A 24,281-nucleotide genomic window follows, 5' to 3' on the forward strand; every position below is an offset into this window, starting at 1 on the left:
GCGACAGCCGAGCATGGCTCGACTTCTACAGGGCGGGAAAACGAAGCCGGCGTTTCGCCGGCTTCCTTCTTACTTGATGCTGCAGTCGCCGAAGGACAGGTAATCCGTTCCCGAGCTGAACTGCAGCGTGCAGCTTGCGGTGAAAGTCGCGCCTTCTTCCAGTGCGCTCAGCTTGGCCGCCTGCTGTTCGTCGTCGCTGGTCAGCCGGGCCAGGACATTGCCCTGGTCGTCGCCGGCCTCGATCAGCGGCTCGCCCGCCAGGTTGCTGGAGACACCCAGGGCCACGGCAGTGAATGTCACCGTCTGGTTGAGTTCGTCCATGCCGAGAGACGAATTGCCGGCCTCTTCAAAGGCCTGGTAGAGCGTTGGCAGGTCCTGTGCGGCATGGGCGGCCAGCGGTGCAATCAGACCGAGGGAAAGGGCGATCAGGGCGGTGCGCTTCAAGGTGTTCTCGCAGTCACGGGATTCATTCCCGTGGATGGTGGTCAGGAGATCCACGCCATGCGTGGATGGGTTTGGCAAAGGACAGGGCGCGGCCGGCGGCTCGATTGCCCATCCATCCGCAGCCCTGCGAGGGAAGGGCGCTCCTGCGCCCCGCTGTCCGGCAAAATAGTGGATCCGGTGTTTCCGGTGCAACCGGGAAAATGAACGCATCGCGCGCGTGATACACAGCGTGACGTTCGATCGATGTGATAATCATTCGCGTTTAAGGTAGACTGCGGTCCCCTATGAACCGGCGGCCATCGGCCGCTCCTGCCGCCGCTGATGAAGCATTTCGTCCCGCCTTTGCGCCGTGGTCCACTGGCCCGCGGCATGGCCGCCCTGATGATGGGGGTCCTGATGGCCGCGCCCTACGCTCATGCGCAGCAGCGCAATCCGCTGCAGAAGATCGGCCACACCGTGCTGGACGAGCCGGCGGCCAGCTATCGCTTTGAACGTTTCGTGGTGGACAGCCCGGACCAGCAGCGCCGTTGGCGGGTGAACCTGGCGATTCCGGCCAAGGCCGGCAAGACCCCGTCCCCGGTGCTGTACGCGCTGGATGGCAATGCCGTGGCCATGGTGCTGGACCAGCCGCTGCTGGCCGAGCTGGCCGCGCGCAAGGCACCGCCGGTACTGGTGCTGATCGGCTACGACAACGACCTGCGCATCGATTCCAAGGCGCGTACCTTCGACTACACCGCGTGGATCGACCGTGCCGACGACGAGAGCGGCACGACCCAGGCAGTCGGCGGCGGCGCTGCGGCTTTCCTGGATGTGATCGAGCGCCGCATCAAGCCGGAAGTCGAGCGACGCGCACGCATCGATACGCAGCAGCAGGCGCTGTGGGGTCATTCGCTGGGCGGGCTATTCGTGCTCAATGCGCTGTACACGCGACCTGCCGCGTTCCAGTCCTATCTGGCAGCCAGTCCGTCGCTGTGGTGGAGCCAGGGCGCGGCGCTGGGTGATCCGGAGCAGCAGTTCGTGCAGAACGTGCACGGCCAGCCGGCAAAGCTCTGGCTGATGCTGGGCGGCGCCGAGCGGGTCGGTGATCGCGGCAAGCGCGATATGAGCAACCCGCGCGTGGTTGCGCACCTGCGCCGGATCAGTGGCGCCACCCCGGATGCGGCGATGCAGTTGTCCGAGCGGCTGGGCAGGGTGCCGGGCCTGAGCGTGCAGTACCGCGAGTTCGATGGCCTCGGCCACGGCCCGATGCTGCCGGCATCGTTCCACGCTGCGCTGCATGAACTGTATGGCGTGTCCGACCGCAGCGCCGGCGACGGCGCGCCCAGTGGCGGGGACAGCGCCGCCGAATGAATGCCTTCGCACGCCATGCCGTGCGACCCCACTACCCAGGCGAGGCTGCCGGCGTGCAGCGGCCCAGGCAACCGATGAATCCCGCGCCACGCGGCGCGGCCTACGTGTGCAAGGAGCCTGCCATGTCGTTCCGTCCGTCTTTCCGCCTTACCTCTCTCGCCGCCGGTCTGCTGCTGGCGGTGACCGCCACCGCCCAGCCGGTGTTCGATCAGCCGGCCAACGCCACCTTCAAGGGTGAGGTCGTCTCGCGCGGTGAGAACGTGGTTCCCGGCAGCACTGCCGACGTAGTTGGTCGTGGCTTCGTGCCGGGCCAGAAGGTCAGCCTGCTGCGTGGCGACAGCGTGCTCAACACGCAGCCGCTGGTGGTCGATGCCGACGGCAACTTCAAGACCCAGCTGAGCATTCCGGCCGATGCGGTGCCGGGCACCCACCCGGTGGTGGTGCGCGCCAGCCAGCCGGCTGCGGCCACGGTGCTGAAGCTGCGCGTGTCGCCGCAACTGCCGCTGTCCGGCCAGGCGCAGTTCGCCACCCAGTCCAACAAGCTGGTGCCGGGGCTGTATCAGTCCGCTTACAGCGCCGCCAGCAATGCGGTGTTCGTGACCTCGGCGGTGGGCCGTCCGCCGGTGACCCAGTCGCAGTTGCTGAAGCTGGACCCGAAGTCGCTGAAGGTGACCAGGGCGATCACCCCGGCGCAGGTGCCGGGCAGCACCAACGGCGCGGTCTATGCGGTCTACGGTGTGGGCGTGGATGACATCAATGGCAATGTCTGGGTGACCAATACCCGCCAGAATTCGATTGCGGTCTATCGCCAGAAGAACCTCTCGCTGGTCCACCAGTTCCCTGTCGACACCGTGCCGCATGCGCGCGACGTGGTGGTCGACGGCACCCATGGCAAGGTGTTCGCTTCGGCCACGGGTGAGGACCACCTGTCGGTGTTCGATGCGAAGACGTTCAAGGAACTGCCGCCGGTGACGCTGGAGTCCGGCGTGGATGATGGCAAGTTCACGCCGATGAGCCTGGTGCTGGACGAGAAGGGCGGCAAGCTGTTCACCGTCAGCATCGGCACGCCGGAGGCGGCGGTGATCGATGTGGCCAGCGGCAAGGTCGACAAGGTCATCGACCTGGGCAATTCGATCAGCGCCTCGGGCGTGGCCTTCGACGCAGCACGCAACCGCCTGTACGTGGCCTCGCAGGGCACCGACAACCTGCTGATCGTCGATGTGGCTTCCGGCAAGGTGCTGCATGACGTGCCGGTCGGCGCTGGCGCGCTGAACGTCGCCTTCGATGATGCCTCCGGCCTGGCCTATGTCAGCAATCGCGGCGCCGGTACGGTCACGGTGGTGAACGGCGACGGCAAGGTGGTGGCCAACCTCGATGGCGGCACCCTTCCGAACCATGTGCGTGCCGACGGCAAGGGCAACGTGTTTGCGGTGAACAAGTCGCGTGGCGCCGAAGATCCGAAGGGTGACCGCATCACCCGCATCACCCCGAAGCAGTAAGTCACAGGGCAGGGCGTCCTGCGCGTCGCCCTACCAGCAAGGAGAACGAGCATGAACATCGCGTCCCGTCTGCGCCTGTGTGCGCTTCCGTTGGCTGTTTCGCTGGCGCTGTCTGCCTGCAGTGGCTCGTCAACGCCGTCTGATGGCCTCAAGGCCGCCGAGCCGCCTGCCGCAACAGCTGCTGCCGAAACCGCGTTGCCGGCAGGCTGGCAGCGCGTGGCCGGTGCCGAGATGCCAGCGGTGCATGAACAGAGGGCCGTGCTGCCGGCCAAAGTGCATTCCGATGACGGTGCTGACATTGAAGTGTCCGACACCAGCCGGATCATTGCCGGTGGTGACGACGTCATCGCGGTGATCGAGGCGCTGGGACTGGGCCAGCAGGTGTACGCGGCACCGACCAACACCACCACGCAGGCCGGCCTGGCCGCGCCGCACCAGTTCCTGTTCAACCGCACCACCGGTGTGGAGGGCGTGCTGAGCCTGCAGGGCTCGCTGTTCCTCGGCAACAGCCTGCGCCGCCACACCGAGCTGGCGAAAAAGCTGCGCGAGGTGGGCGAGCCGGCGGTGGTCATCGATGACCTGCAGCCGGCGCCGGACAAGGTGCGCAAGGTCGCCGCCGCACTAGGGCTGGCCGAAGCGGGGCAAACACTGGCCACGCAGGTGCAGCGTCAGCTCGACGAGGCTGCAGCGATTGGCAAGGGCCTGGGCCATGCGCCACGATTGATCCACGTCTCGGCAACCGGCGCTGGCGGCTCGCCCACTGTTGCAGGTGCCGACAGCGCGTCGGCGCAGTTGATCGCACTGGCCGGCGGCATCAACATCGGTACCGAGGCCGGGGTGAAGAACTACTCGCAGCTGAGCAATGAGGGCGTGGTCGCGGCGGCACCGGAAGTGATCCTGGTGACCGAGCATGACCTGCAGCTGTTCGGCGGTGCCGAAGGCCTGTGGAAGGCGTACCCGACGCTGAAGCAGACCCCGGCTGGGCAGGCCAATCGGGTCTGGGTGATGCCGGATGTGCAGCTGAAGTACACCAGCGTGGGTTCTGGTGCGGGCGCGCTGGCGCTGGCCAAGGCCCTGGCGGCGTTGCCGAAGGCATGAGTCCGGCGGATCGGCGCCGCCGTCGCGGGCGGGCGATGTTGATGGTGGCGTTGCTGGCACTGCTGGGAGCGGTGCTGGCGTCGTTCGCCGTGGGTCCGTTGCGGTTGCCACCGCTGGAGGTGATGCAGGCACTGGCGGTGAAGCTGGGCCTGCTTGACCAACAGGCGGTCAGCAGCCGCGATCTGGCGGTGGTCTGGCAGCTGCGCATACCGCGTGCCCTGTTGGGCGCGATGGTCGGTGCGTCGTTGGCGATGGCCGGTGCCAGCCTGCAGGGCCTGTTCGGCAATCCGTTGGCCGACCCCGGCATCGTCGGTGTCAGCCAGGGTGCTGCGCTGGGTGCAGTGGCTGCCATTGTTCTCGGCGCTGCCGGTGCCGCCGGTTGGCTGGTGCCGGTTGCCGCCTTCGTCGGTGGCGCCCTGGCCATCGGCCTGACCTATGCGCTGGCGCGGCCGGGCAAGGGCAGTGGCAATGCGACGCTGCTGCTGGTCGGTATCGCGATGGCGGCCTTCTGTTCGGCGCTGATCGGTTTTCTCACCTATATCGCAAGCGAAAGCGAGCTGCAGTCGCTGGTGTTCTGGCAGATGGGCTCGCTGGCACGTGCCAACTGGGCCGATGTGGCCGCCGTGGTACCGCTGTTTGCCATCGGTGTGCTGGCGCTGCAACGGTTGGCAACGCCGCTGGACATGCTGGCGCTGGGCGAGCGCCAGGCCCAGCACCTGGGGCTGGATGTGACCCGCACGCGGCGTCGACTGGTGGCGTTCAGCGCGCTGCTGGTGGGGGCGGCGGTGGCGTTTGCGGGCTCGATCAGCTTCGTTGGCCTGGTGGTGCCGCACGTGGCGCGCCTGCTGGTGGGTCCCGGTCATCGCTGGCTGCTGCCGTTGTCCGGCCTGCTGGGTGCACTGCTGATCGTGGTGGCGGATACGGCCGCGCGCACGCTGGATCCGCCCGCGGAGATTCCGCTGGGCCTGTTCTCGGCCGCGCTGGGTGCGCCGTTCTTCCTCTGGCTGGTGCTGCAGCAGCGCCGCAAGGCGGTGCCATGAGTGTGCTGCTGAAGCTGCACGAGGTGGTGGTGCGCCGCCAGCAACGCGAGATCCTGCACGGCATTTCCTTGGCGTTCGAACCAGGTACGGTGACCGCACTGGTGGGCCCGAACGGTGCGGGCAAGTCCACGCTGTTGGCGGTCGCGGCCGGCGACCTGCGCGCCGATGCGGGGGAGGTGAGCCTGTTGGGCATGCCGTTGGCCAGTTACAAGGCGGGGCCGCTGGCGCGCGAGCGCGCGGTGATGCCGCAGGAGCACGGCGTGCGTTTTGCCTTCAGCGTCGAAGAGGTGGTGGCGATGGGGCGATTGCCGCATCCGCCGGACCCGGTCACCGATGACGCCCAGGTGGAAGCTGCGATCGATGCCGCTGAACTGCAGGCGTTGCGCCTGCGCGAGGTGCAGCAGCTGTCCGGTGGTGAGTCCGCCCGGACCACGTTCGCGCGCGTGCTGGCACAGGACACGCCATTGCTGCTGCTGGATGAGCCCACTGCTGCGCTGGATCTGCGCCATCAGGAGCGCACGCTGCGCAGTGTGCGTGCCTGTGCCGAAGCCGGTGCGTGCGTGATCGTGGTCCTGCACGACCTCAATCTGGCCGCAGGCTATGCCGACCGCATCGTGTTGCTGGAACAGGGTAGGGTCGCGGCCGATGGCACGCCGTTGCAGGTGCTGACCGAAGACAACCTGCGGCGCGTCTACCAGCAGGATGTGGTGGTGCTGGAGCATCCGCGGCGCGGGGTTCCGCTGGTGGTGGTGACCTGAGCGAAGGTCCACCCGGTTGCTCCGGGTATCATGGCGGCTTCGTCTTCTTCAATGGACTGACGCCATGTTCCGCACCGTTACCCGCAGCGTGCTGCTTGCCGCGATGATTGCTTCCGTTTGCGCAGCCCATGCAGCGTCGACCTCCCAGGTTTCGCTGACCAACGCGGCCGAGAATGCCTCGCTGATCGAAACCCGGCATTCCAGTGGCGACGGTGCCGCAGTGACGTCGATGAAGACGCAGTACTTTGCCAACGAGGAAATGTCGGTGAGCTGGGACGACCAGCAGGTGCTGGTGCTGTGCAGTGAAGCGGCGTACCTGAAGATTCCTGCCGCCAAGCTCAAGGCCGGAGCGTTGACTACCGAGCAGCGGCAGATGATCGTCTATCAGGCACTGATGTCCGGCCTGGGGGCTGTCGCGGGCGTTGTCGGGCCGGCAGGCGAGGTGGTGACCGTGGCGGATGACGGTAGCGAGACCCGCAGTGTTGGCGAGAACAGCTGGGCATACGGTATCGAGCGCTACGACGTGATCAGTCAGCGGCTGCCGGATGGTGCTCTTCGGGTCCGGACCCGTAAGACGGAAACCGTGAATACCACGCCGCCGGCGGGCCCGGACGACACATTCAGCACCGAGGATGATCAGGCGGCACGCCTGTCCGAGCTGGCGCCGGTGGGGAGCTGGATCGAGGTCGTGATTCATGGTGGCCCACGGCTGCCGCACGTGGACCCGGCGATTTCGTTGAAGGGCTGGATGTCGATGGGGGATGACCAGCCTGCAACAGTGGCCGAGGCGCGCAAGCTGCACGGCTGCAAGTGAGGGCTGCCAGGGGTCAGATCCCTTTGCCCCTGGCAAAGGGATCTGACCCCTATCGTTGTCGGCCTCATCGTTCCATTCATGTGCGCAATATTCACTTGCGCGCCAGATTGGCAGGTCTAGAATGCGCCCCATGAACCGGATGCCGCTCCTGAAGTTTTTCACCCTGACCCGCGCAAGCGCGGAACGGGCGTGTCTGCCTGGAGCTCCACAGGGCCGCTGAAGCGGCTATCGCTGGATCATCCACAGAGCGCCCTTCGGGGCGCTCTTTTCGTTTCTGCAGTTTCATTTCCCTTGACCCGACGTACCGCAAGGAGAACGTGCCATGCACCAGATCGCCGAGACCGAACGCTAGCCGCGCACCCTGTCGCCAACCGGGGTGCGCGGCCCCCGTAGTTGGCTTTGCAGGAACCTATCTCATGAACACCCAAGTCCTTTCCCGCCGTCGCAACCTTGGCATCATTGCCCACATCGACGCCGGCAAGACCACGCTGACCGAACGCCTGCTGTGGAAAAGCGGCGAGATCCATCGCGTCGGCGAAGTGCACGACGGCAATGCGACCACCGACTTCTCGGCGATCGAGCGCGAACGGGGCATCACCATTGGCGCGGCCGCCGTGCAGGCGCAGTGGGCACCGCGTGATCTGCCGCCGCATCGGTTGACCCTGATCGATACCCCCGGCCACATCGATTTCGCCATCGAGGTCGAGCGATCCCTGCGGGTACTCGACGGCGCCGTGGCGGTGTTCTCGGCCGTGGATGGTGTGCAGCCGCAGTCCGAGACGGTGTGGCGCCAGGCGCGTCGCCATCACGTGCCGCTGATCGCTTTCGTCAACAAGATGGACCGCGTAGGTGCTTCGTTTGAGCGCGTGCTGGAGCAGCTGCAGGACAAGCTGCGCGCGCGGCCGTGGGCGCTGGGCGTGCCGTTGGGCAGCGAAAGCGGCTTCAGTGGCTGGGTCGATCTGGTCGATGCGCGCGTGCTGCAGTGGCAGGAGGGCGGCGCAACCACGGTGACCCCGTGGGACGAAGCGGCGCGCGCCCAATGGCAGGCCCAGCGCGATGCGCTGGTCGAAGCTGTGGCCGATCATGACGAAGAACTGGCCGATGCCTGGCTGGAAGGTCGCGTGATTGGTGCCGATATGCTGCGCGCGGCGATCCGGCGGGCGACGCTGGCAGGTGCAGGCGTGCCTGTGCTGGCCGGTGCTGCGTTCAAGGACAAGGGCATCGAGACGCTGCTGGATGCCGTGGTCGATTACCTGCCGTCGCCGCTGGACCGCCCTGCTGTCAGGGCTGAAAGCGATGAGGGCGAGGTGATGCTGCCGCCGGATCCGGACGGTCCACTGGCAGGCCTGCTGTTCAAGATCACCCACCAGCAGCACGGGGCGCTGAGCTTCGTGCGGCTGTACTCGGGCACCTTGAAGGTGGGCGACGCGGTGGCCAGTTCGCAGCATCCGCAGGGGCGGCGTGTCAGTCGCCTGGTGCGGGTGCAGGCCGACCAGACCCATGACATCGAGCAGGCCGTGGCCGGTGACATCGTCGCGGTCCTGGGCTGGAAGGATGCGGTCAGTGGCGAGACGCTGAGCAGCCGTGCGCTGCCGTTGCGCCTGGAGAACATCCAGGCTCAGGCGCCGGTGCTGGCCTGGCGGTTGGAGCCGGCGCGTGCGGCGGACCTGATCCGGATGGCGCAGGGACTGGCCAGCCTGGCCCAGGAAGATCCCTCGTTCCGTGTGGAAACGGACCGGGAAACGGGTGAAACCCTGGTCTGGGGCATGGGTGAGCTGCATCTGGAAGTGATGGTCGAGCGCCTGCGCAGCGAATGGAAGGTCGACGTGGCCGTAGGTGCGCCGCGCGTGGCCTACCAGGAGACGCTGATGCGCCCGATGACCGGTGTCGTCGGGCGGCTGGTCAAGCAGACCGGTGGCCAGGGCCAGTTCGCGCACGTGGTGCTGGATGTGGCGCCGCGCGACGACGACCTTGTCGTGTTCAACGACCGCATCGTCGGTGGCGTGGTGCCGCGCAGCTTCATCGCAGCGGTGGAAAAGGGCGTGCGTGCCGCGCTGTCGGAAGGTCCGCAGGGACATCCGGTGGTCGGCATCGAGGTCAGTCTTGTCGATGGCCAGACCCATGCCAAGGACTCTTCGGAGATGGCGTTCCATCGCGCAGGCGCCGAGGCGATCAAGGCGGCGCTGGCCGAGGGTGGCACGCAGCTGCTGGAGCCGGTGATGGCGGTGACGGTGCATTCGCCGTCGGCGTCGGTAGGTGATGTGGTCGGCGACCTCAACCGGCGCCATGGCCGCATCGCCCGCATCGAGGACCAGGACGGTCGTGCCGAGGTCAGTGGTTTCGCGCCACTGGCGCAGCTGGTGGGGTACACCACCTCGCTGCGTTCGCTCAGCCAGGGGCGGGCCAGCAGTGAGGCGCACCTGCACGGCTATGAGCCAGTACGCGCGGCATGAAGAAGGCAAGGGAGCCCGTTCGCGGGCTCCCATTTTTTTTGTCCGGGTTTCCGTATCCGCGCATGGCGTGGATCCACCGGGTGAACGGGTCGCGAGCTCTGCAGTAGATCCACGCCATGCGTGGATGGATCCGCACCGACACGGCAACATTGGCGCTGCATCGCACCAAATCTGTAGAAAAAGCTGGATTAAAGTGATGCCTCACGATAAATTGCGCACCCCCCGTTGCTCGCCGCCGCCCGCACCCCTCTCATGCGTGATGACAAAGACCCCGGAACCCTGGAGCTGACCCTGCCGCGCAAGCGCGGTCGTCCGCCCAAGTTCGGGTACGCGATGAGCGATGCGCAGCGGGCGGCGCGCTATCGTGCGCGCAGGGCAGGGCAGGCCAACCATGCCGACGTGCGTTCCTGCAGTGACATGGTGCTGCTGGACAAGATCCGTGCGGCGGTCAGTGCCCGCGACACCGAGCTGGCCGGTTTCCTGGTCCACGTACTCTGGCAGCGCTACCCCCTGCAGCTGAAATAGTTCGCCGGTGGGGTGGCCGTTGTCATCGAGCTTGTTGATAATGCGGGATTCAGGTTGTTCCCGCTGGCGTGCCCGGGATGGCAGGCGCGCATGATCGAACGGTTCCCAACATGACCACCACCAGCGACACCACCACCGAAGCGGCGCCGAGCGGCGCCCCCCTGTTCTATACCCGCCCGGTGCCGCTGCAGGCCGATGTGCATGCCGATCTGCGCATCCTGCCGGGCAAGCTCGAGTTCGCCGCCGGCAACAATGCCATTCCGCTGGTGCTGGGCGAGTTCTCGCTGGCCCTGCACCACTTCCCGATCCTGTTTGCCGGCCCGAGCGCGGTTCCGATGGCTGCCGTGGGCGTGTCCGACCAGAACCTGTTCATCAAGGATGGCCTGTGGGAAGACGAGGCCTATATTCCCGCTTACCTGCGCCGCCACCCCTTCATCTTCATCGACACCGGTGCGGAGAATGATTTCCTGCTGGGCATCGACGAAGAGAGCCCACGCGTGGTCAAGGGTGGCGAAGAAGGCCAACCGCTGTTCGTTGATGGCAAGGCCACCGAGATGGTGCAGCAGGCCCTGGAATTCTGCGGCCAGTACACCCGCGAACACGAACAGACCCAGGCCTTCTCCAAGGCCCTGGTCGACAACGGCCTGCTGGTGGAGCGCAACGCCACCGTGCGTATCCCGGATGGCCGGGAGTTCAACCTCAACGGTTTCCTGGTCGTGGACGTCGCGAAGTTCGTCGCGCTGCCGGAAGCAACCGTGGTCGAGTGGCACCGCAGTGGCTGGCTGGCACTGATCCACCAGCACCTGATGTCGCTGGGTCGCTTCAATGACCTGACCCGTCGCCAGGTCGAGCGTCTGGCCGCGTGATCAAGGGGGTGGGCAGGGTTCCCGCGACGCGGGCGCCCTGTCCGGCCTGCAGTACGCCCAGCAGGCGACGTGCGTCGGTCCAGTCCGGCGTGGCGTCCTGCGCCAGATCGACCAGCTCGGCCGCGATGGCGGCGTGCTCGCATTGACCCAGCATCTGTAGCGCGCCCTGCAATCGGTGCGCGTGATGACCGAGCGCCGATGCGTCTGCATGATCGACAATCCGCTCGATCCTGCCGAGTTCATCGCAGATGTCGGCGCTGTAGGCCGCGTCCATTTCAGTCACCTGCTCAAGTGCGTCCACGCTCTCCGGCGCCGGAATGCCCAGCGCAGCGAGCAGTTCGGCGGCGCGCAGCGGCTTGGCCAGCACCGCGTCGAAACCCGAGCGGCGGCAGCGTGCGTGGTGACGTCGCCCGCTGCGGGCAGACAAGGCGATCAGACGGACCGGATGCCCGCTGCGGGCGCGCAGTTCGCGTGCCAATGCGTAGCCATCGATGCCACGCAGCCCAATGTCGATCAGCGCGGCAGGGCGGGGGTGGCGTATCTGTTCGGCCAGCGCGCTGGCCGCGTCTTCCAGGGCACATACCTCGGCGCCCCAGCGCCGCAACTGTTCGGCAATGACGTGGCGATTGAGTGCGTGGTCCTCCACCAGCAGCAGTTGCAGCCCGGCCAGTGGCGTGCCCTCCACGGGCATGTCCCGGACACTCTCGGCAGAGTCAGCAGCGCATACCGGCAGGCGCAGGATGAAGCGGCTGCCGCGACCGAGGACGCTGTGCACGGTCAGATCGCCCCCCATCGCACGTGCCAGCTCGCGTGCAATGGAAAGCCCGAGGCCACTACCGCCACGCTGATGCCCACCGCTGCCTTGATGGAAAGGCTGGAACAGTTCGGCTACCTGTGCGGGCGCGATCCCGATCCCGCTGTCGATCACCTCCAGCAGCAGCTCTTGCGGCCGCGCTACTGGAAGCAGTCGCAGGCGCAGCTCGATGCCGCCGATATCACTGAACTTCACCGCATTGGCCAGCAGATTGCTGGCAATCTGGCGTAGCGCATCAATGTCCACCCGAATGATCGGCGAAGGTTCGGTCGGGGCATCAAGATGCAGTTGCAGGCCTTTCTGTTGCGCCTGAGGCCGAATGGCCTCCAGTGCCTGCCGGCAAAGCCGGGTCGCATCACAGGCTTGTGCATGCGGCCTGAAAGCGCCGCTGGCGAGGCGCGAAAAGTCCAGTGCGCGATTCAACAGGCCGCGCAGGGATTGGCCGGCGCTGCTGGCAGCGGCGAGCAGATCGCGCTCGCCTTTCGGCAGTGTCGATCGTCCAAGCAGCTCGATCGAGGCCAGTACGGCCTGTGCCGAATTGCGCATCTCGTGACTGATCATCCCGATGGCCTGCGCGCTGCGGCGGTCGCCGCGTACCCGCAGGTGACGGGTCATGGGCCACAGCAACAGCGCGACCAGCAGAGGGGGCAGCAGCAGCCAGCCGCGCGGGGGCGAGGCCTGCATCCAGTCCAGTGCGTTTCCCGCCGCCGCTGGCAGGGTCTGGCCTGCCCACAGGTGGAGCAGGCTCGCATGCTCCTCCAGCGTGATCTCCCGCAACGCCTGTCCGATGCGTTCAAGCAGCTGCTGGTCTTCCTGGCGGACGAGCAGGTAGAGGTCGGTGGAGAAGTCGCTGTCGAATGGCTGCAGGCGCAGGCTGCCGTTGAAATGGCGTCGAACCAGCGGGCGCAGCGTGGATTCCAGGCCAATCGCCACGTCGGCCAGGCCGGATTGAACTGCCGTCAATGCTGCGTACCGATCAGGCAGGTGCTGCAGCCGGATCTGAGGATGATGCGCGCGCAGCCAGCCGGCGTAGGGCCCGCCTTCAACGACGGCCACCACCCGGCCGTCGAGCTCGCGTATCTCCCGTGGCAGCCATTCACCGGCGCGCCCTGCCAGCAGGGTGGCGCCACCCCGGAAGCGGCTGGACGCGGCGAGGTCGGGGCAGGGCAGCTTCTGGTGTCTCGCGCCGCCAAACACCATGACCAGGTCGGCCTCGTGATGACATACAGCGAGGATTGATGCGGCGGTCGTCGGATAGGGGTGTTCCAGGAAGCTGAGTTGGGCGTGACGCGCCACCAGGTTGGCGTAGCCATGGGCGAGCGTCGGCGGTGATGACGGATCGGCTATCGCTGCGGGCACGGGGCGTAGGGACGGAGCGGTGGAGACCCGCACGCTGCTGCCCGGTAGCCAGCGTGGTGACCGGATATCTTCCGCCGACGCGGCGGGAAGGAGAAGCAGTACCAGCAACCCCCGGATCAGCAGGCACGGACGCAATGGTGCATGGCGCCTCACGGCGACTCCAACCGTTCACGCAGCGCATAGATCTCCACATCGCTGCGCAAGCCCAGCTTGCGCAGCACCGCGACCTTCTGTGTGCTGACGGTCTTGATGCTGCGGTGCCGGCGCAGCGCGATCTCCGATACGGTCAGGCCTTCCAGCAGCAGCTCCAGTACCTCCCGCTCGTTGCGGCTGAGCTCGCCACGATCGCCGGCCAGCCTGACGTCCGGCGGAATCCGGATCAGGCCCTGGAAGACGCGCACGATGGCGTCGGACAATGCCGCAAGGGGTTCGGCCTTGCTGACGAACCCACCGAGTCCGGCATCGATCAGGCTGTTGAGATTCGTGGTGGGAGAGAGCGTGGCGAAGGCCAGCATTGGTGTGCGCGGGAATTCGCGACAGAGCAGCGTAACCAGCTCGATGCCGCCCAGGTCGCCACGGGCGAGCGTGAGATCGATGATGGCCACATCCACGGGCAAGCGGTGCAGGCTGTCGATCAGCGCACTGCTGCAACCATGGCTGGCGACGATGTCGAACCGGAGATCGCCTGACAGGTGCAGGGCGGTGCCGCGACGGACGACTTCATGGTCGTCCAGGAGCGCCAGTCGAAGCCGGCGCGGTGCAGGAAATCCATTCATGCGCGGGAGGTGGTCAGCGCCCGTGGGCGTGGCCGCCATTCTGGCGCCGCTGTCGCGTCGAACATCGAATTTGTTGCGTTTTTACGACTATTCCTAAAGATCGATGGATGAGCTCCATCGATAAGAGCTGATCCATGGGCTGGACGTATCGTCAGGTTGAGAGCCGTGTGGACGCAGTGTCCTGGTGCGCTCTCGCTGGGTACAGGTAGCCTGGGTTGCAGGGCTGCCGGCACCCTTCGAGGGGGGTATTAATGTGACGCGTCACGCTGAAGTGCCTGGTCACCCGCGAGCCGAGTGGTCGGCGGTTGGCGATCTATCGCACCGACTGAGGTACGCGCCTGAGCCTGCCGGTGTCGTAGCCCATGGCCGCGATGCGCTCCACGGCGTGCTGGTAGTCGCTGTCCGATACGTGCGGGGTACGTGCCATGTACCAGACATAGTCGCGCTTGCTGCGTGCGACGATGGTCTGGCCATAGTCGTCGTCCAGCCAGGCAATCACATACTCGGCCTGGATCGGCCAGATGAACTGCATGCCCCAGATCGCGCCATTGCCGTTCCTCTCGACCCGTCCAACCGGGTGCATGGACTTCTGCGGGGCGTCGAAACTGCCCTTGCGATAGGTGAAGGTCGTCTGGATGCGCCCGTCCGGCCGCAGCGCATAGCTCTCCACCGCGTCGAAGGCCTCGCGCTCCGGCCATGAGGGTATGTGGGCGATCACATACCAGTCGCCCATGAAGCGCGGCACGTCCACCGAGGGCGGGCGGGGCAGGGGACGGGTATCGCTGGAGCTGCAGCCGGAACCGAACAGGCTCAAGGCCAGCAGGGGAAGCAGGGAGCGCATGCGCATGTCACACCTCAACGGGGACGGAACAGATAGTGGGCAACCAGCCACTGCTGGCCATCGTCGTAGCCGAACAGCTCGGCGCAGGCCATCCAGAACATGCGCCAGCGCTGCCACCAGATCTTCGCCGCCGCCTGGCCGTAGGTTGCGACCAGTACCGGCATCACCGCCTCGCGGGCCGCATCCTGGTTGGCCAGCCAATGGTCGGCGGTGCGCTGGTAGTGGGTGCCGTCCAGCAGCCAGCGCTGATCGAGTCGCAGGTCGCGCTGGAAATGCAGCAGCGTGTCAGCGGCCGGCATCAGGCCGCCGGTGAAGAAATGGCGCCCCATCCAGTTGTCGCCGCCCTCGGTCTCGAACGGGTACATCAGCGTGCGATGGGCGAAGATGTGCACGAACAGCGCGCCGTCGGGCTTCAGCCACTGCGCGATGTGCGCCAGCAGTCGCTGGTAGTTGCGCACATGTTCGAACATTTCCACCGAGACACAGCGATCGAAGCGTGCCGTGGGCAGCTCAAGCTGGTTGACGTCGCAGGTCAGCACCTCGACGTTGTGCAGGCCCCTGGCCTGGCACTGCGCCATGATGTGCTGGCGTTGGCTGTGCGAGTTGGACACCGCAGTGATGTTGGCCTGCCGATAGCGTTCGGCCATCCACAGGGTCAGCGAACCCCAGCCACAGCCCAGTTCGAGAATCTGCTGGCCGTCGGCAAGTCCGGCGCGCTGGCCATACAGTTCCAGCATCGCTTCCTCAGCCTGCTCCAGCGTTTCGCGCCCGGTAGGGTAGTAGCAGCTGCTGTACTTCAGCCGCTTGCCCAGGCAGGCCTGGAAGAATGCCGCGGGAACTTCGTAGTGCTGGCGGTTGGCCGCGTCGGTATGCAATGCGAGCGGACTGTCGGTCAGTTCTGCGATGCAACGGCTGAAGCGCGCGGACTGTGCCTCGATACCCCCCGCCGATTCCTCGTGCAGGCGTTGCGCGCACAGGCGCCGGATGCCGGCACGCAGCGCCGCATCGGGAACCAGCCCGCGTTCGGCCCAGGCGATCAGCCCGGTTTCCGCATCTTCAGCCGGATTCAGTGACGGGATCGCGCTCATGCGGAATGCTCCTTGGAAGAACGGGGGAACCAGGGAAAGAACATCGGCGTGCTGCGCTGGTAGGCACGGTAGTCGTCGCCGCGGCTGCGCAACGCCTGCTTCTCGGTGAAGGGGATGCCGCTGAGATAGCGCAGGAACAGATACATCAGCAGCGGCCCGGCCCACGCCAGCCACCACAGGGGGGAACCGACGGCGAGCAGCACATAGGTGAACCAGTGCAGCCACTCGAAGAAGTAGTTGGGGTGGCGTGAATAACGCCAGAGCCCCTCGCGGCAAGTGCGGCCCTTGTTCGCCGGGTCGGCACGGAAACGTGCGAGCTGGCGATCGGCCAGGCTCTCGCCGCCGACGCTCATCAGCCAGGCCAGTGCTGCGGCGACTGTCCACGGTGTCAGGCCGGCATGGGAATTGGCTGCCACCGCAACGAAGGGCAGAGCGAACAGCACGACCAGCAGCGCCTGCGCCATGAAGAAGCCAAAGATCTTGCCCTGGTGGCTCTGCCAGTGTTCGCGCAGATAACGGTAGCGCCCGTCTTCGGGTTCACTACGGACCCGGCGCCACAGGTGCAGCGCCAACCGGCCGCCCCACAGGCCGCCGAGCAGGCCCAACGCAACCCGAGGCCACATCGCGCCATCGCCGAGCAGCGCCAGCAGCAGGGCCGACGCACCCACGCACTTGGCCCAGAGCACGTCGACAACGCCGATGTTCTGGTGGCGGCGCTGCCAGGCCCAGCCCCAGCTCATCACCAGCACGGCATACAGCAGTACCCACAGCAGATTGATCATGACGATGCTCCGGCCAGGGAGGGCGGGGTGGTGCGAGAGCCGCGACGCGCGGTGACGCACAGCAGCGAAAGCGCGATGCTCCAGCCCGCACCCAACACCAGCAGGCCCTGCCACGTGGGTGCGGCGAAACGGACCGCATCGAAACCGCGCGCTGCGGAGAGATAGGCCAGCGGTGCCAACAGCAGGCCGAACAGAGCCGGCAAGGCCGGGTGGCGCAGCAGGAAGCGCATCGAGGTGGTCAGCGTCATCGCGAACGCGGCCCACAGCGCCATGATCCAGGGGGGTGGCACCCAGCCCAGCGGGGCGGCGGCGTAGCGCACGGTGCCGCTGGCGGCGGCGCTGGCATCGACCAGCCATGCGCAGGCCAGTGCCAACACCATCAACCGAAGGTCCAGCCGTGGTTGCGGCGACGTCAGCAGCTGGCTGCCGATGTAGAGAGAGGCTGCCAGCAACGCCGGCCACTGCCAGCCGCGCCCGGCGCCGGCTACGGCGCACAGCCAGACCAGCTGGTTGCCAAGCAGATTGGGCCAGAACCTGCGCATCTCAGCTGCCTTGGCCCGATGAGGCGCCCGGGCGATGCCCCGGGCGCGCCATCAGCAGATGGGAGACCCCGATCGAGCGCTCCAGGAAGCCGCCCTCGCAGTAGGCCAGGTAGAACTCCCACAGGCGGCAGAAGCGCGTATCGAAGCCCTGCGCCTGCACGTCGGGCAACCGGGCGAGGAAGCGCTGGCGCCAGGCGCGCAGGGTCAGCGCGTAGGAGTGACCGAAGTCCTGCTGGGCGATCAGCTGCAGGTCGCTGGACCGCGTTTTGGCGGCCATGATCGCGTTGATCGACGGAATGAAGCTGCCGGGGAACACATAGCGCTTGATGTAGTCTACGCTGCGCCGGGCCTGCTCGTAGCGATGGTCCTCGATGGTGATGGCCTGTAGCAGGGCAACGCCATCAGGCTTGAGCAGGCGCTGCAGCGTGGCCATGTAGGTGTCCAGGTATTCTGCGCCGATGGCTTCGATCATCTCGATCGACACCAGCTTGTCGAACTGGCCCTGCAGGTCGCGGTAGTCCTGCATCAGCAGCGTGACCTGGTCCTGCAGGCCGGCCGCCTGCACGCGCTGGGCAGCCAGCGCGTGCTGCTCGGCGGAGATGGTGGTGGTGGTGACGTGGCAGCCGTAGTGCTGCGCCGCGTGCAGCGCAAAACCACCCCAGCCGGTGCCGATCTCCACCACGCGATCGCCCGGCTTGAGCTGGAGCTGCTGGCAGATGCGGTCCAGCTTGCGCCGGGAGGCGGATTCCAGCGACTCGTCTTCTGTGTCGAACAGGGCTGAGGAATACATCAGGTCCGGCGACAGGAACAGGGCAAAGAAGTCGTTGCCAAGGTCGTAGTGCGCGGCAATGTTGCGGCGGCTGCCTTCACGGCTGTTGCGGCGCAGGCGGTTCCAGCCGCGCAGCAGCCAGCCACCCACGCGGGCCGGGCCGCGCTCCATGCCGTCGAGCAGGTCGCGATTGCGTACCAGCAGCCGGATCAGCGCCACCAGGTCATCGCAGTGCCATTCCCCCTGTATGTAGCTTTCACCTGCGCCCACGCTGCCTTGCGCTGCAACCTTGCGGTAGAACGCCGGGTCATCGATGGTGACGGTCACATGCAGCTCGCCATGGGCATCGCCCAGCCAGACTTCGCCGAGTGCATCACGCACGCACAGGCGGCCGTCGCGCATGGGGGCAAGCTGTTGCAGCAGGCGGCGGCGCAGGAAGGCATCCAAGGCGCCGGGACGTGGCAGGGCGATCAGGGGAGTCGTCGAGTTCATCGCGGTTTCTCGGCAAGGGCAGGGTGGTCATGCACGGGGTTGCGTTTCAGCCACAGCCGCAGCGCGTGCCAGTGGATGGCGGCCATCACCTGCAGGGTCATCAAGGGATAGCAGGCCAGGACCCGGGCCAGCCCGCGGCCGTCCAGGGCGTGTCGCTGCATGGCCTGGGTGGCATCAAACTGGCGAACGCCTTGGCGCCAGACCTGCATGTGCACGCGCAGATCATCATCCGGGCAGTTGAACCGCCAGTCGTAGTGGCAATCCATCGGCATGAACGGCGAGACATGGAAGCGCTTGTCGAACCGCCAGCGCAGCGAGCCGCCTTCGTGGGTGGCCGTGGCGACTGGCAGGACATAGGCGTGCCGTTCCTTCCAGGGCGTATTGGTGATCTCGGCGACGATGCAGTCCAGGGTGCTGCCATCGGACTGGTAGCAGTAGTAGAAGCTGACCGGGTTGAATACGTGCCCGCCGAAGCGAAGGTGGGTGAGCAGGCGTACCGGGCCGGCAGGCCGATAGCCCAGGGTAGCCGCAGCATGATCGCGCACCGCATCGGCCAGCGGTTGTGCGGGATTGCCGAAGTAGTCGCTGCGGCGGAACTCGGCCAGGTTGCGGCGATTGACCGACCACAGCCAGCGCCCGGCGAACACGGTCTCCAGCTCGTCCAGATCGAGCAGCAGCTGCGCGATCGGATAGCGGAACGCGTGGGGCTGCGGATGATGCCGTCGGTGCATCACCTGCCCGAAGTAGAGTGCGCTGGCACTCACGCTGCCACCTCGCCGGGCGCAACGCTGTCAAGGTGCGCGGTGCACTCGCGCATCGCGTCCACCACGCGGCGGGCGCTGCGGATGCCGTCTTCGTGGAAGCCCCAGCCCCAGTATGCGCCGGCGAACCAGGTGTGGCGGCGGCCCTGCAGCTCTGCCCAGCGCTGCTGGGCGCGGATAGCGGCATGATCGTGCACCGGGTGGGCATAGTGCAGCCTGCGCAGCACCTTGGCCGGATCGATCGCCTCGCTGCGGTTGAGGGTCACGACCAGCGGGGTGTCACCGGGCAGGCCCTGCAGGAGGTTCATGCAATAGCTGACCGTACAGGGCGCGCCTGGATCCCTGGGCACGTGTGCATTCCATGCAGCCCATGCTTTGCGGTTGCGCGGCAGCAACGATGCATCGGTATGCAGTACTGCTTCGTTGGGCTGGTAGCGGATGGCGCCGAGTACTTCGCGTTCGACCTGATCGGCGTCATGCAGCAGGGCAAGCGCCTGGTCGCTGTGGCACGCCAGGATGACCTCGTCGAACCCCTCCACGCCGGCCGCGCTGTGCACGCGCGCGCCCCACGGCATGCGTTCGACCGAGTGAACCGGGCATTCCAGCCGCTCACGCACCCGCCAGCGGGCGCGAAGGGCATCGACATAGCGTGCCGAGCCACCGCTGACCACCCGCCAGGGTGCGCGCCCGGTCATCTGCAGCATCTGGTGGTTGGCCATGAACTGGGCCAGGTAGCGGGCCGGGAACTGCATGACCGTGGCGGTCGGTGACGACCATAGTGCCGAAGCCATCGGCAGCAGGTGCTCGTCGATGAAAGCGGTGCCGTAGCGCTGGCCGCGCAGGTACTGGCCTAGTGTCGGGCCTTCGTCTTCCGCCAGCAGCAGCGGCGCATCCCGGTAGAACCGGCGCAGGTCGGCCAGCATTCCCCAGAAACGTGGCGAAACCAGATTGCGACGTTGGCAGAACAGGCCATCCAGCGAAGTGGCGTTGTACTCGACGCCACTTCGCTCGCTGTGCATGGAGAAGCTCATGGTGGTCGGCTGCGAGGCCACACCCAGTTCTTCGAACAGTGCCGTCAGCAGTGGGTAGTGCAGGGGATTGAAGACGATGAAACCCGTATCCACCGCCATGCGCGTGCCGTCCACCTGCACGTCATGGGTGTGGGTATGCCCGCCCAGGTAATCGTTGGCCTCGAACAGCGTCACTTCGTGTTCGCCGTCCAGCCACCAGGCACTGGCCAGGCCTGCAATGCCGGAGCCGATGATCGCGATGCGCATGTCAGTACCTCGCCTTGGCCAGTACCCACTCGGGGATGGGCTTGAGCCCCCTCACCAGGCCCATGGCCGCCATTGCGCGCAGCCCGTACCAGGTCAGGTCGATCTCCCACCAGCGGAACCCTTGGCGGACGGTCCCAGGGAAGAAATGGTGGTTGTTGTGCCAGCCTTCACCGAAGGTAAGCAGAGCCAGCCAGAGGTTGTTGCGGCTGTCGTCACGGGTCTCGAAGCGCCGCCGGCCAAAACGATGGGCCAGCGAGTTGATGGTAACGGTGGCGTGGAACAACACCACGGTGGAAATGAAGAAGCCCCACACCAGCAACTGCGGGCCAGAGGTGTGCAGTCCGGGCGCCCAGCGCTCCAGGCCGGCGCCGAGTGCGTACAGCGCGGCAGCCAGCAATACCGGCACCGCCGTATCAAAGCGGTCCAGCCAGCGCAGTTCCGGGAAGCGCGCCAGGTCAGGCACGCGCGATAGATCCGTGGCGAATGCCTCGCGGGTGAGGAACCAGCCCATGTGGCTGCGCCAGAAGCCGCCTTCGCGCGGCGAGTGCGGGTCCAGCGGTTGGTCGGCATGCCGATGGTGATGGCGATGGTGGGCCGCCCACCACAGCGGCCCACGTTGCACGCTGGACGCGCCGATCACCGCAAACACGAATTGCACCGTTCGCGATGCCTGGAACGTCCGGTGCGAGAAGTAGCGGTGGTAAAAGGCGGTGATCGCAAACATGCGCACTGCGTAGAGGGCTGCGGCGACGATCACTGCCGTCCACGAGATACCTACCCAGATCACCGCGATGCAGGCCAGGTGCATCAACGCGAACGGTACGGCGCGCAGCCAGTCGATGCGTCCGGGCTCGCCAGCGGCGTGGTCTGCAGCGCTGCCGGTGTCGACCCAGCGCTTCAGGGTGCGCAGCAGGCGCCAGCGTCGGCGGGGGAGGGGCGCTACAGAGGCCATGGCGGATCTCGGCGGGTGTCGTGTCTTCCTCTACGCAGCAGTGCGCGCAATGGATGCGGCCGACTGTGGAAAATTCCGGCTTCACTTGGGCATCACGCTGCAGCGTTCGACCAGCGGTTGCGCCCAGGCCTGTTGCCATTCGCTGGCGGGCCGCTCGGCCACCGGCGAGCTGAAGCGCACCGTGACCTGTGGGTAGGTGCCGCGGGTATCGCGCAGGTTGCTGGTTCCGCGGAATTCCAGCAGGCGGCGGTCGGCGCTGGCATAGACCAGCGACAGGCGCGGCGCGATGCCGCCGTACCACGTGTCCAGACTGACCTCGATGGCCTGGGCGTCGATGCCCTGCCAGCGAACAGGGCCGGTACGCCGCACCTGCACCGGGAAGAAGCGCTGCCGCCCCGGCACGAGGAAGGGCAGGCTGATGCGTTCACCTCGCAGCAGCGCTGGCCAATGCTGGCGCACCGCGGCGTCGAAGCCCGTGTCGATCACCGCATCCGGTGCCAGCTCAAGCCGACGCTGACGCAGCTCGCTGGCGGCATCTTCTTTCCAGGCGATCGACACCGACTCGCCACTCGCGTCGACTTCAGCGGTTTGCCCACTACGGCCGTCCTGCAGCGAATAGCCCCGGGCCTGCGGGCGGGCGCTGGCCGGCAGATGCTTGCGGGCGAAGGGGCGGCCATCCGGGCACTGATAGAGCACCCAGCGCTCGGCACCCTCCGATGGGCCGCGCCGCCAGTGCACTTCACGATAGAGCAGATCGCCCTGCGCCGAGGTGGCCACGCCCTCGTTGCGCAGCCAGGGCGCCGCCAGCGCGGCATGGGGCAGGCACAGCAGCAGCCAGGCAGTGCGCATGGTGTTCATCCGGTCGGGAGGCTCAGGTCATACGGCGGGCGCGGCTGCTTGGATGCACAGTGCCTGCTGCATCCAATGGCCGCCCCTGCGCGTAGAGAGGACAGACCTTCACCTGCCCGCCGCTCACGCAGATGTACCCTGACGCTGCCAGCACCCTCCTCAACTTCGATACCGCACGCACCGTGTCCAGTTCCCAGCAGCCCAGCAGCGAGCCGACGAACTGGGCCGATGACATGGACAGTGTGGCGCGGCTGCGCGACCGCGACTGTTTCATGCGGATCTATGACTACTTCATGCCGCGGCTGTGCGTGTATCTGCGTGGCCTGGGGGCACCCGACGCCGTGGCCGAGGAAATGGCGCAGGAGTGCCTGCTGCGCCTGTGGTTGCGGGCGGCCGAGTATGATGCGGCCCAAGGCGCGCTGAGTACCTGGCTGTACCGGATCGCGCGCAACCTGCATATCGACCGCATCCGTCGAGAGCGCAGCTGGATGCAGGTGCAGGCAGCGGTGGAAGACGCCGCGGCGGTGGACATGATCGAGCGCAGCAGCGCCGAGCAGTTCGCCGACCAGGCGCGCCTTCGCCAGCGCATCAACGAGTTGCCCGCCGTGCAGGCGAGGCTGGTGCGGATGTCCTATTTCGAGGCGAAGAGCCACAGCGAGATTGCCCAGGCGCTGGGCATGCCGCTTGGAACGGTAAAGTCACACCTGCGACGTGCGTTCCTGCAACTGCAGGCCAAAGTGGGAGGTGCGCTGTGAATCCGCATCACCACCTGCACGAATCCACGCTGATGAGCTATGCCGCCGGCGCGCTGCCGGCGCCGTTGAGCATCGTGGCCGGTGCCCACCTCGAGCAGTGCCCCCACTGCCGCCAGCGCCTGCGCGATGCCGAGGCGATCGGCTCGGTGCTGCTGGAGCAGACCCAACCGCCCGCGGCCGAGGCGCGTCGCGAGCAGTTGCGCGAGGCCATGCTGATGCAGCTGGCCTCGGACGCGCCGAGCGCCATCGCCGGAGCCAGGCGCCCGGTGCCGAGGGAGCGGCCCGAGGCCGATCCGGACCATCTGCCCGCCTCGTTGCATCCTTACTTCGGCGCTTCGCTCAGTGCCCTGCGCTGGCGCTGGATGGCGCCCGGCGTGCACTGCATCAGGGCTGAGCAGATGCCCTCGCTGATCATGCTGAAGATTGCCCCGGGCAAGTGCCTGCCGATGCACAGCCATGGCCGCAGCGAACTGACCCACATCCTTCGAGGCTCGTACAACGACGCGCTGGGGCTGTTCGCGCCGGGCGACGTGGCGGACCTGGACGAGGAGGTGGAGCATCAACCGGTAACTGCACCCGGTGTTCCCTGCATCTGCGTGTCAGCGCTGGACGCGCCGTTGGTGTTCAGTGGCTGGTTGGCGCGGAAGATCCAGCGTTTCGTGAAACTCTAGCGTGGGTGCGACCATGACCGGGAAAGGTGCGTTGAGGATTCTGTTGACCGGTGCTGCGGGCCTGGTGGGGCAGGGTGTTGCGCTGGCCTGCCAGCGCTCGCCGCAGGTGGCCCACCTGACTGCCCTGGTCCGCAGGCCGGGCAGCCTGAACGGGCCTGGCAGCGAACTGATCGTCCCCGATTTTCTGCATATGCAAGGCCGGCATGAGCAACTGGCCGGCTTCGACGCATGCTTCTACTGTGCCGGTGCGCCACCGGTCGGCACGGCAGAGGCCGAGTACCGACGCGTGACCCTGGACACCACTCTGGCGGTGGCCCTTGCCTGGGCGGCTGCGAATCCCGAAGGGTGCTTTCTGTATGTATCCGGTGCCGGCGCGGACCCTCGGAGCCGGCTGATGCCGTTGAGGATCAAGGGCGAGATCGAAGTCGCATTGCAGAGCCTGCCGGTGCGCACCGTGATGCTGCGCCCGGGCGGTGTCAGGCCGGTCCCGGGCACCGGCACCCGTCATGCCCTGTTGAAGCCCCTTTACTGGGGCGGTGCGCCATTAATGAAACTGGCCGGTGCGGTTGCACCTTCGTTGGTGACGAGCAACCTGGCACTGGGCCAAGCGATGATTGCCTTGGCCGTCAGGGAGCATCCACCGGCGACGGTGGAGTGCGCGGACATCAACCGGATCGCGGCCGGCGGGCGCGATCCGGCGTCCTGA

General features: G+C 66.7%; 24 protein-coding genes. 12 read left to right on the forward strand and 12 right to left on the reverse strand.

All coding sequences use genetic code 11. The annotated features are described in order from the left end of the window. Positions 1 to 69: 69 nt before the first annotated feature. A complete protein-coding gene (locus tag ACSDHM_RS08555) occupies positions 70 to 444 on the reverse strand; it encodes a hypothetical protein (protein ID WP_188241053.1) in 375 nt (124 codons plus the stop codon). 321 nt (positions 445 to 765) lie between these two features. Here ACSDHM_RS08555 and ACSDHM_RS08560 point away from each other — a divergent pair, with 321 nt between their 5' ends. The 9 genes from ACSDHM_RS08560 (at position 766) to ACSDHM_RS08600 (ending at position 10,847) form a co-directional block, all read left to right on the forward strand. Continuing rightward, positions 766 to 1,794: an alpha/beta hydrolase gene (locus tag ACSDHM_RS08560; RefSeq protein WP_227836678.1), complete on the forward strand. Its 1,029-nt coding sequence runs from the start codon at positions 766 to 768 to the stop codon at positions 1,792 to 1,794. A gap of 122 nt (positions 1,795 to 1,916) precedes the next feature. Continuing rightward, entirely contained in the window at positions 1,917 to 3,293 is a 1,377-nt protein-coding gene (locus tag ACSDHM_RS08565; protein ID WP_353080003.1) for a YncE family protein, read from the forward strand. Between the two features lie 51 nt (positions 3,294 to 3,344). Beyond that, positions 3,345 to 4,391, forward strand: coding sequence for a heme/hemin ABC transporter substrate-binding protein (locus ACSDHM_RS08570; RefSeq protein WP_439426859.1), 1,047 nt, complete (start codon positions 3,345 to 3,347; stop codon positions 4,389 to 4,391). Further along, positions 4,388 to 5,431: a FecCD family ABC transporter permease gene (locus tag ACSDHM_RS08575; RefSeq protein WP_188241049.1), complete on the forward strand. Its 1,044-nt coding sequence runs from the start codon at positions 4,388 to 4,390 to the stop codon at positions 5,429 to 5,431. The genes ACSDHM_RS08570 and ACSDHM_RS08575 overlap by 4 nt, the downstream gene beginning before the upstream one ends. Further along, positions 5,428 to 6,189, forward strand: a complete 762-nt coding sequence (locus ACSDHM_RS08580; RefSeq protein WP_151354639.1) for a heme ABC transporter ATP-binding protein — start codon at positions 5,428 to 5,430, stop codon at positions 6,187 to 6,189. The genes ACSDHM_RS08575 and ACSDHM_RS08580 overlap by 4 nt, the downstream gene beginning before the upstream one ends. A gap of 64 nt (positions 6,190 to 6,253) precedes the next feature. After that, positions 6,254 to 7,003: a hypothetical protein gene (locus ACSDHM_RS08585; protein WP_111178202.1), complete on the forward strand. Its 750-nt coding sequence runs from the start codon at positions 6,254 to 6,256 to the stop codon at positions 7,001 to 7,003. A 416-nt stretch (positions 7,004 to 7,419) separates the two neighbouring features. After that, entirely contained in the window at positions 7,420 to 9,456 is a 2,037-nt protein-coding gene (gene fusA / locus ACSDHM_RS08590) for an elongation factor G (protein WP_188241048.1), read from the forward strand. Between the two features lie 252 nt (positions 9,457 to 9,708). Beyond that, complete coding sequence (locus ACSDHM_RS08595) at positions 9,709 to 9,981, forward strand: hypothetical protein (protein ID WP_005409616.1); 273 nt, start codon at positions 9,709 to 9,711, stop codon at positions 9,979 to 9,981. Between the two features lie 110 nt (positions 9,982 to 10,091). Then, on the forward strand, positions 10,092 to 10,847 hold the full coding sequence (locus ACSDHM_RS08600; protein ID WP_151354955.1) for a SapC family protein: 756 nt from the start codon (positions 10,092 to 10,094) through the stop codon (positions 10,845 to 10,847). On the opposite strand, the gene ACSDHM_RS08605 is transcribed toward ACSDHM_RS08600, so the two are convergent. From ACSDHM_RS08605 to ACSDHM_RS08655, 11 genes are all read right to left on the reverse strand, one after another. Further along, positions 10,804 to 13,173 carry an ATP-binding protein gene (locus tag ACSDHM_RS08605; protein WP_227836684.1) on the reverse strand — a complete coding sequence of 790 codons (2,370 nt, stop codon included), beginning with the start codon at positions 13,171 to 13,173 and terminating at the stop codon, positions 10,804 to 10,806. The genes ACSDHM_RS08600 and ACSDHM_RS08605 overlap by 44 nt on opposite strands. Next, positions 13,170 to 13,796 (reverse strand): response regulator transcription factor, encoded by a 627-nt coding sequence (locus ACSDHM_RS08610; protein ID WP_072166996.1) that lies wholly within the window; start codon positions 13,794 to 13,796, stop codon positions 13,170 to 13,172. The genes ACSDHM_RS08605 and ACSDHM_RS08610 overlap by 4 nt, the downstream gene beginning before the upstream one ends. Before the next feature lie 313 nt (positions 13,797 to 14,109). Then, on the reverse strand, positions 14,110 to 14,643 hold the full coding sequence (locus ACSDHM_RS08615; protein ID WP_088497492.1) for a lipocalin family protein: 534 nt from the start codon (positions 14,641 to 14,643) through the stop codon (positions 14,110 to 14,112). A gap of 8 nt (positions 14,644 to 14,651) precedes the next feature. After that, the gene (locus tag ACSDHM_RS08620) at positions 14,652 to 15,725 is read right to left on the reverse strand and encodes an SAM-dependent methyltransferase (protein WP_088497491.1); all 1,074 of its coding nucleotides are present in this window, start codon (positions 15,723 to 15,725) and stop codon (positions 14,652 to 14,654) included. Further along, complete coding sequence (locus ACSDHM_RS08625; protein WP_439426860.1) at positions 15,722 to 16,507, reverse strand: DUF1295 domain-containing protein; 786 nt, start codon at positions 16,505 to 16,507, stop codon at positions 15,722 to 15,724. The genes ACSDHM_RS08620 and ACSDHM_RS08625 overlap by 4 nt, the downstream gene beginning before the upstream one ends. Next, complete coding sequence (locus ACSDHM_RS08630; RefSeq protein WP_088497489.1) at positions 16,504 to 17,049, reverse strand: DUF2878 domain-containing protein; 546 nt, start codon at positions 17,047 to 17,049, stop codon at positions 16,504 to 16,506. Before ACSDHM_RS08630 ends, ACSDHM_RS08625 begins: the two co-directional genes overlap by 4 nt. A 1-nt stretch (position 17,050) precedes the next feature. Next, positions 17,051 to 18,310: an SAM-dependent methyltransferase gene (locus ACSDHM_RS08635; RefSeq protein ID WP_072167001.1), complete on the reverse strand. Its 1,260-nt coding sequence runs from the start codon at positions 18,308 to 18,310 to the stop codon at positions 17,051 to 17,053. After that, the gene (locus ACSDHM_RS08640) at positions 18,307 to 19,074 is read right to left on the reverse strand and encodes a DUF1365 domain-containing protein (protein ID WP_439426861.1); all 768 of its coding nucleotides are present in this window, start codon (positions 19,072 to 19,074) and stop codon (positions 18,307 to 18,309) included. The genes ACSDHM_RS08635 and ACSDHM_RS08640 overlap by 4 nt, the downstream gene beginning before the upstream one ends. Beyond that, on the reverse strand, positions 19,071 to 20,348 hold the full coding sequence (locus ACSDHM_RS08645) for an NAD(P)/FAD-dependent oxidoreductase (protein ID WP_072167003.1): 1,278 nt from the start codon (positions 20,346 to 20,348) through the stop codon (positions 19,071 to 19,073). The genes ACSDHM_RS08640 and ACSDHM_RS08645 overlap by 4 nt, the downstream gene beginning before the upstream one ends. A gap of 1 nt (position 20,349) precedes the next feature. After that, positions 20,350 to 21,300, reverse strand: coding sequence for an acyl-CoA desaturase (locus ACSDHM_RS08650; RefSeq protein ID WP_065178583.1), 951 nt, complete (start codon positions 21,298 to 21,300; stop codon positions 20,350 to 20,352). A gap of 81 nt (positions 21,301 to 21,381) precedes the next feature. Next, positions 21,382 to 22,149: a hypothetical protein gene (locus ACSDHM_RS08655; RefSeq protein ID WP_227836686.1), complete on the reverse strand. Its 768-nt coding sequence runs from the start codon at positions 22,147 to 22,149 to the stop codon at positions 21,382 to 21,384. A gap of 131 nt (positions 22,150 to 22,280) precedes the next feature. Here ACSDHM_RS08655 and ACSDHM_RS08660 point away from each other — a divergent pair, with 131 nt between their 5' ends. The 3 genes from ACSDHM_RS08660 to ACSDHM_RS08670 are packed head-to-tail and all read left to right on the forward strand — an operon-like array spanning position 22,281 to position 24,281. Further along, the gene (locus tag ACSDHM_RS08660) at positions 22,281 to 22,904 is read left to right on the forward strand and encodes a sigma-70 family RNA polymerase sigma factor (protein WP_049414756.1); all 624 of its coding nucleotides are present in this window, start codon (positions 22,281 to 22,283) and stop codon (positions 22,902 to 22,904) included. Continuing rightward, a complete protein-coding gene (locus ACSDHM_RS08665; RefSeq protein WP_088497486.1) occupies positions 22,901 to 23,575 on the forward strand; it encodes a ChrR family anti-sigma-E factor in 675 nt (224 codons plus the stop codon). Before ACSDHM_RS08660 ends, ACSDHM_RS08665 begins: the two co-directional genes overlap by 4 nt. Positions 23,576 to 23,588: 13 nt before the next feature. Continuing rightward, positions 23,589 to 24,281 carry an oxidoreductase gene (locus ACSDHM_RS08670; protein ID WP_353080117.1) on the forward strand — a complete coding sequence of 231 codons (693 nt, stop codon included), beginning with the start codon at positions 23,589 to 23,591 and terminating at the stop codon, positions 24,279 to 24,281.

It is taken from the genome of Stenotrophomonas sp. T8, from assembly GCF_051853085.1.
Lineage (GTDB): Bacteria > Pseudomonadota > Gammaproteobacteria > Xanthomonadales > Xanthomonadaceae > Stenotrophomonas > Stenotrophomonas sepilia.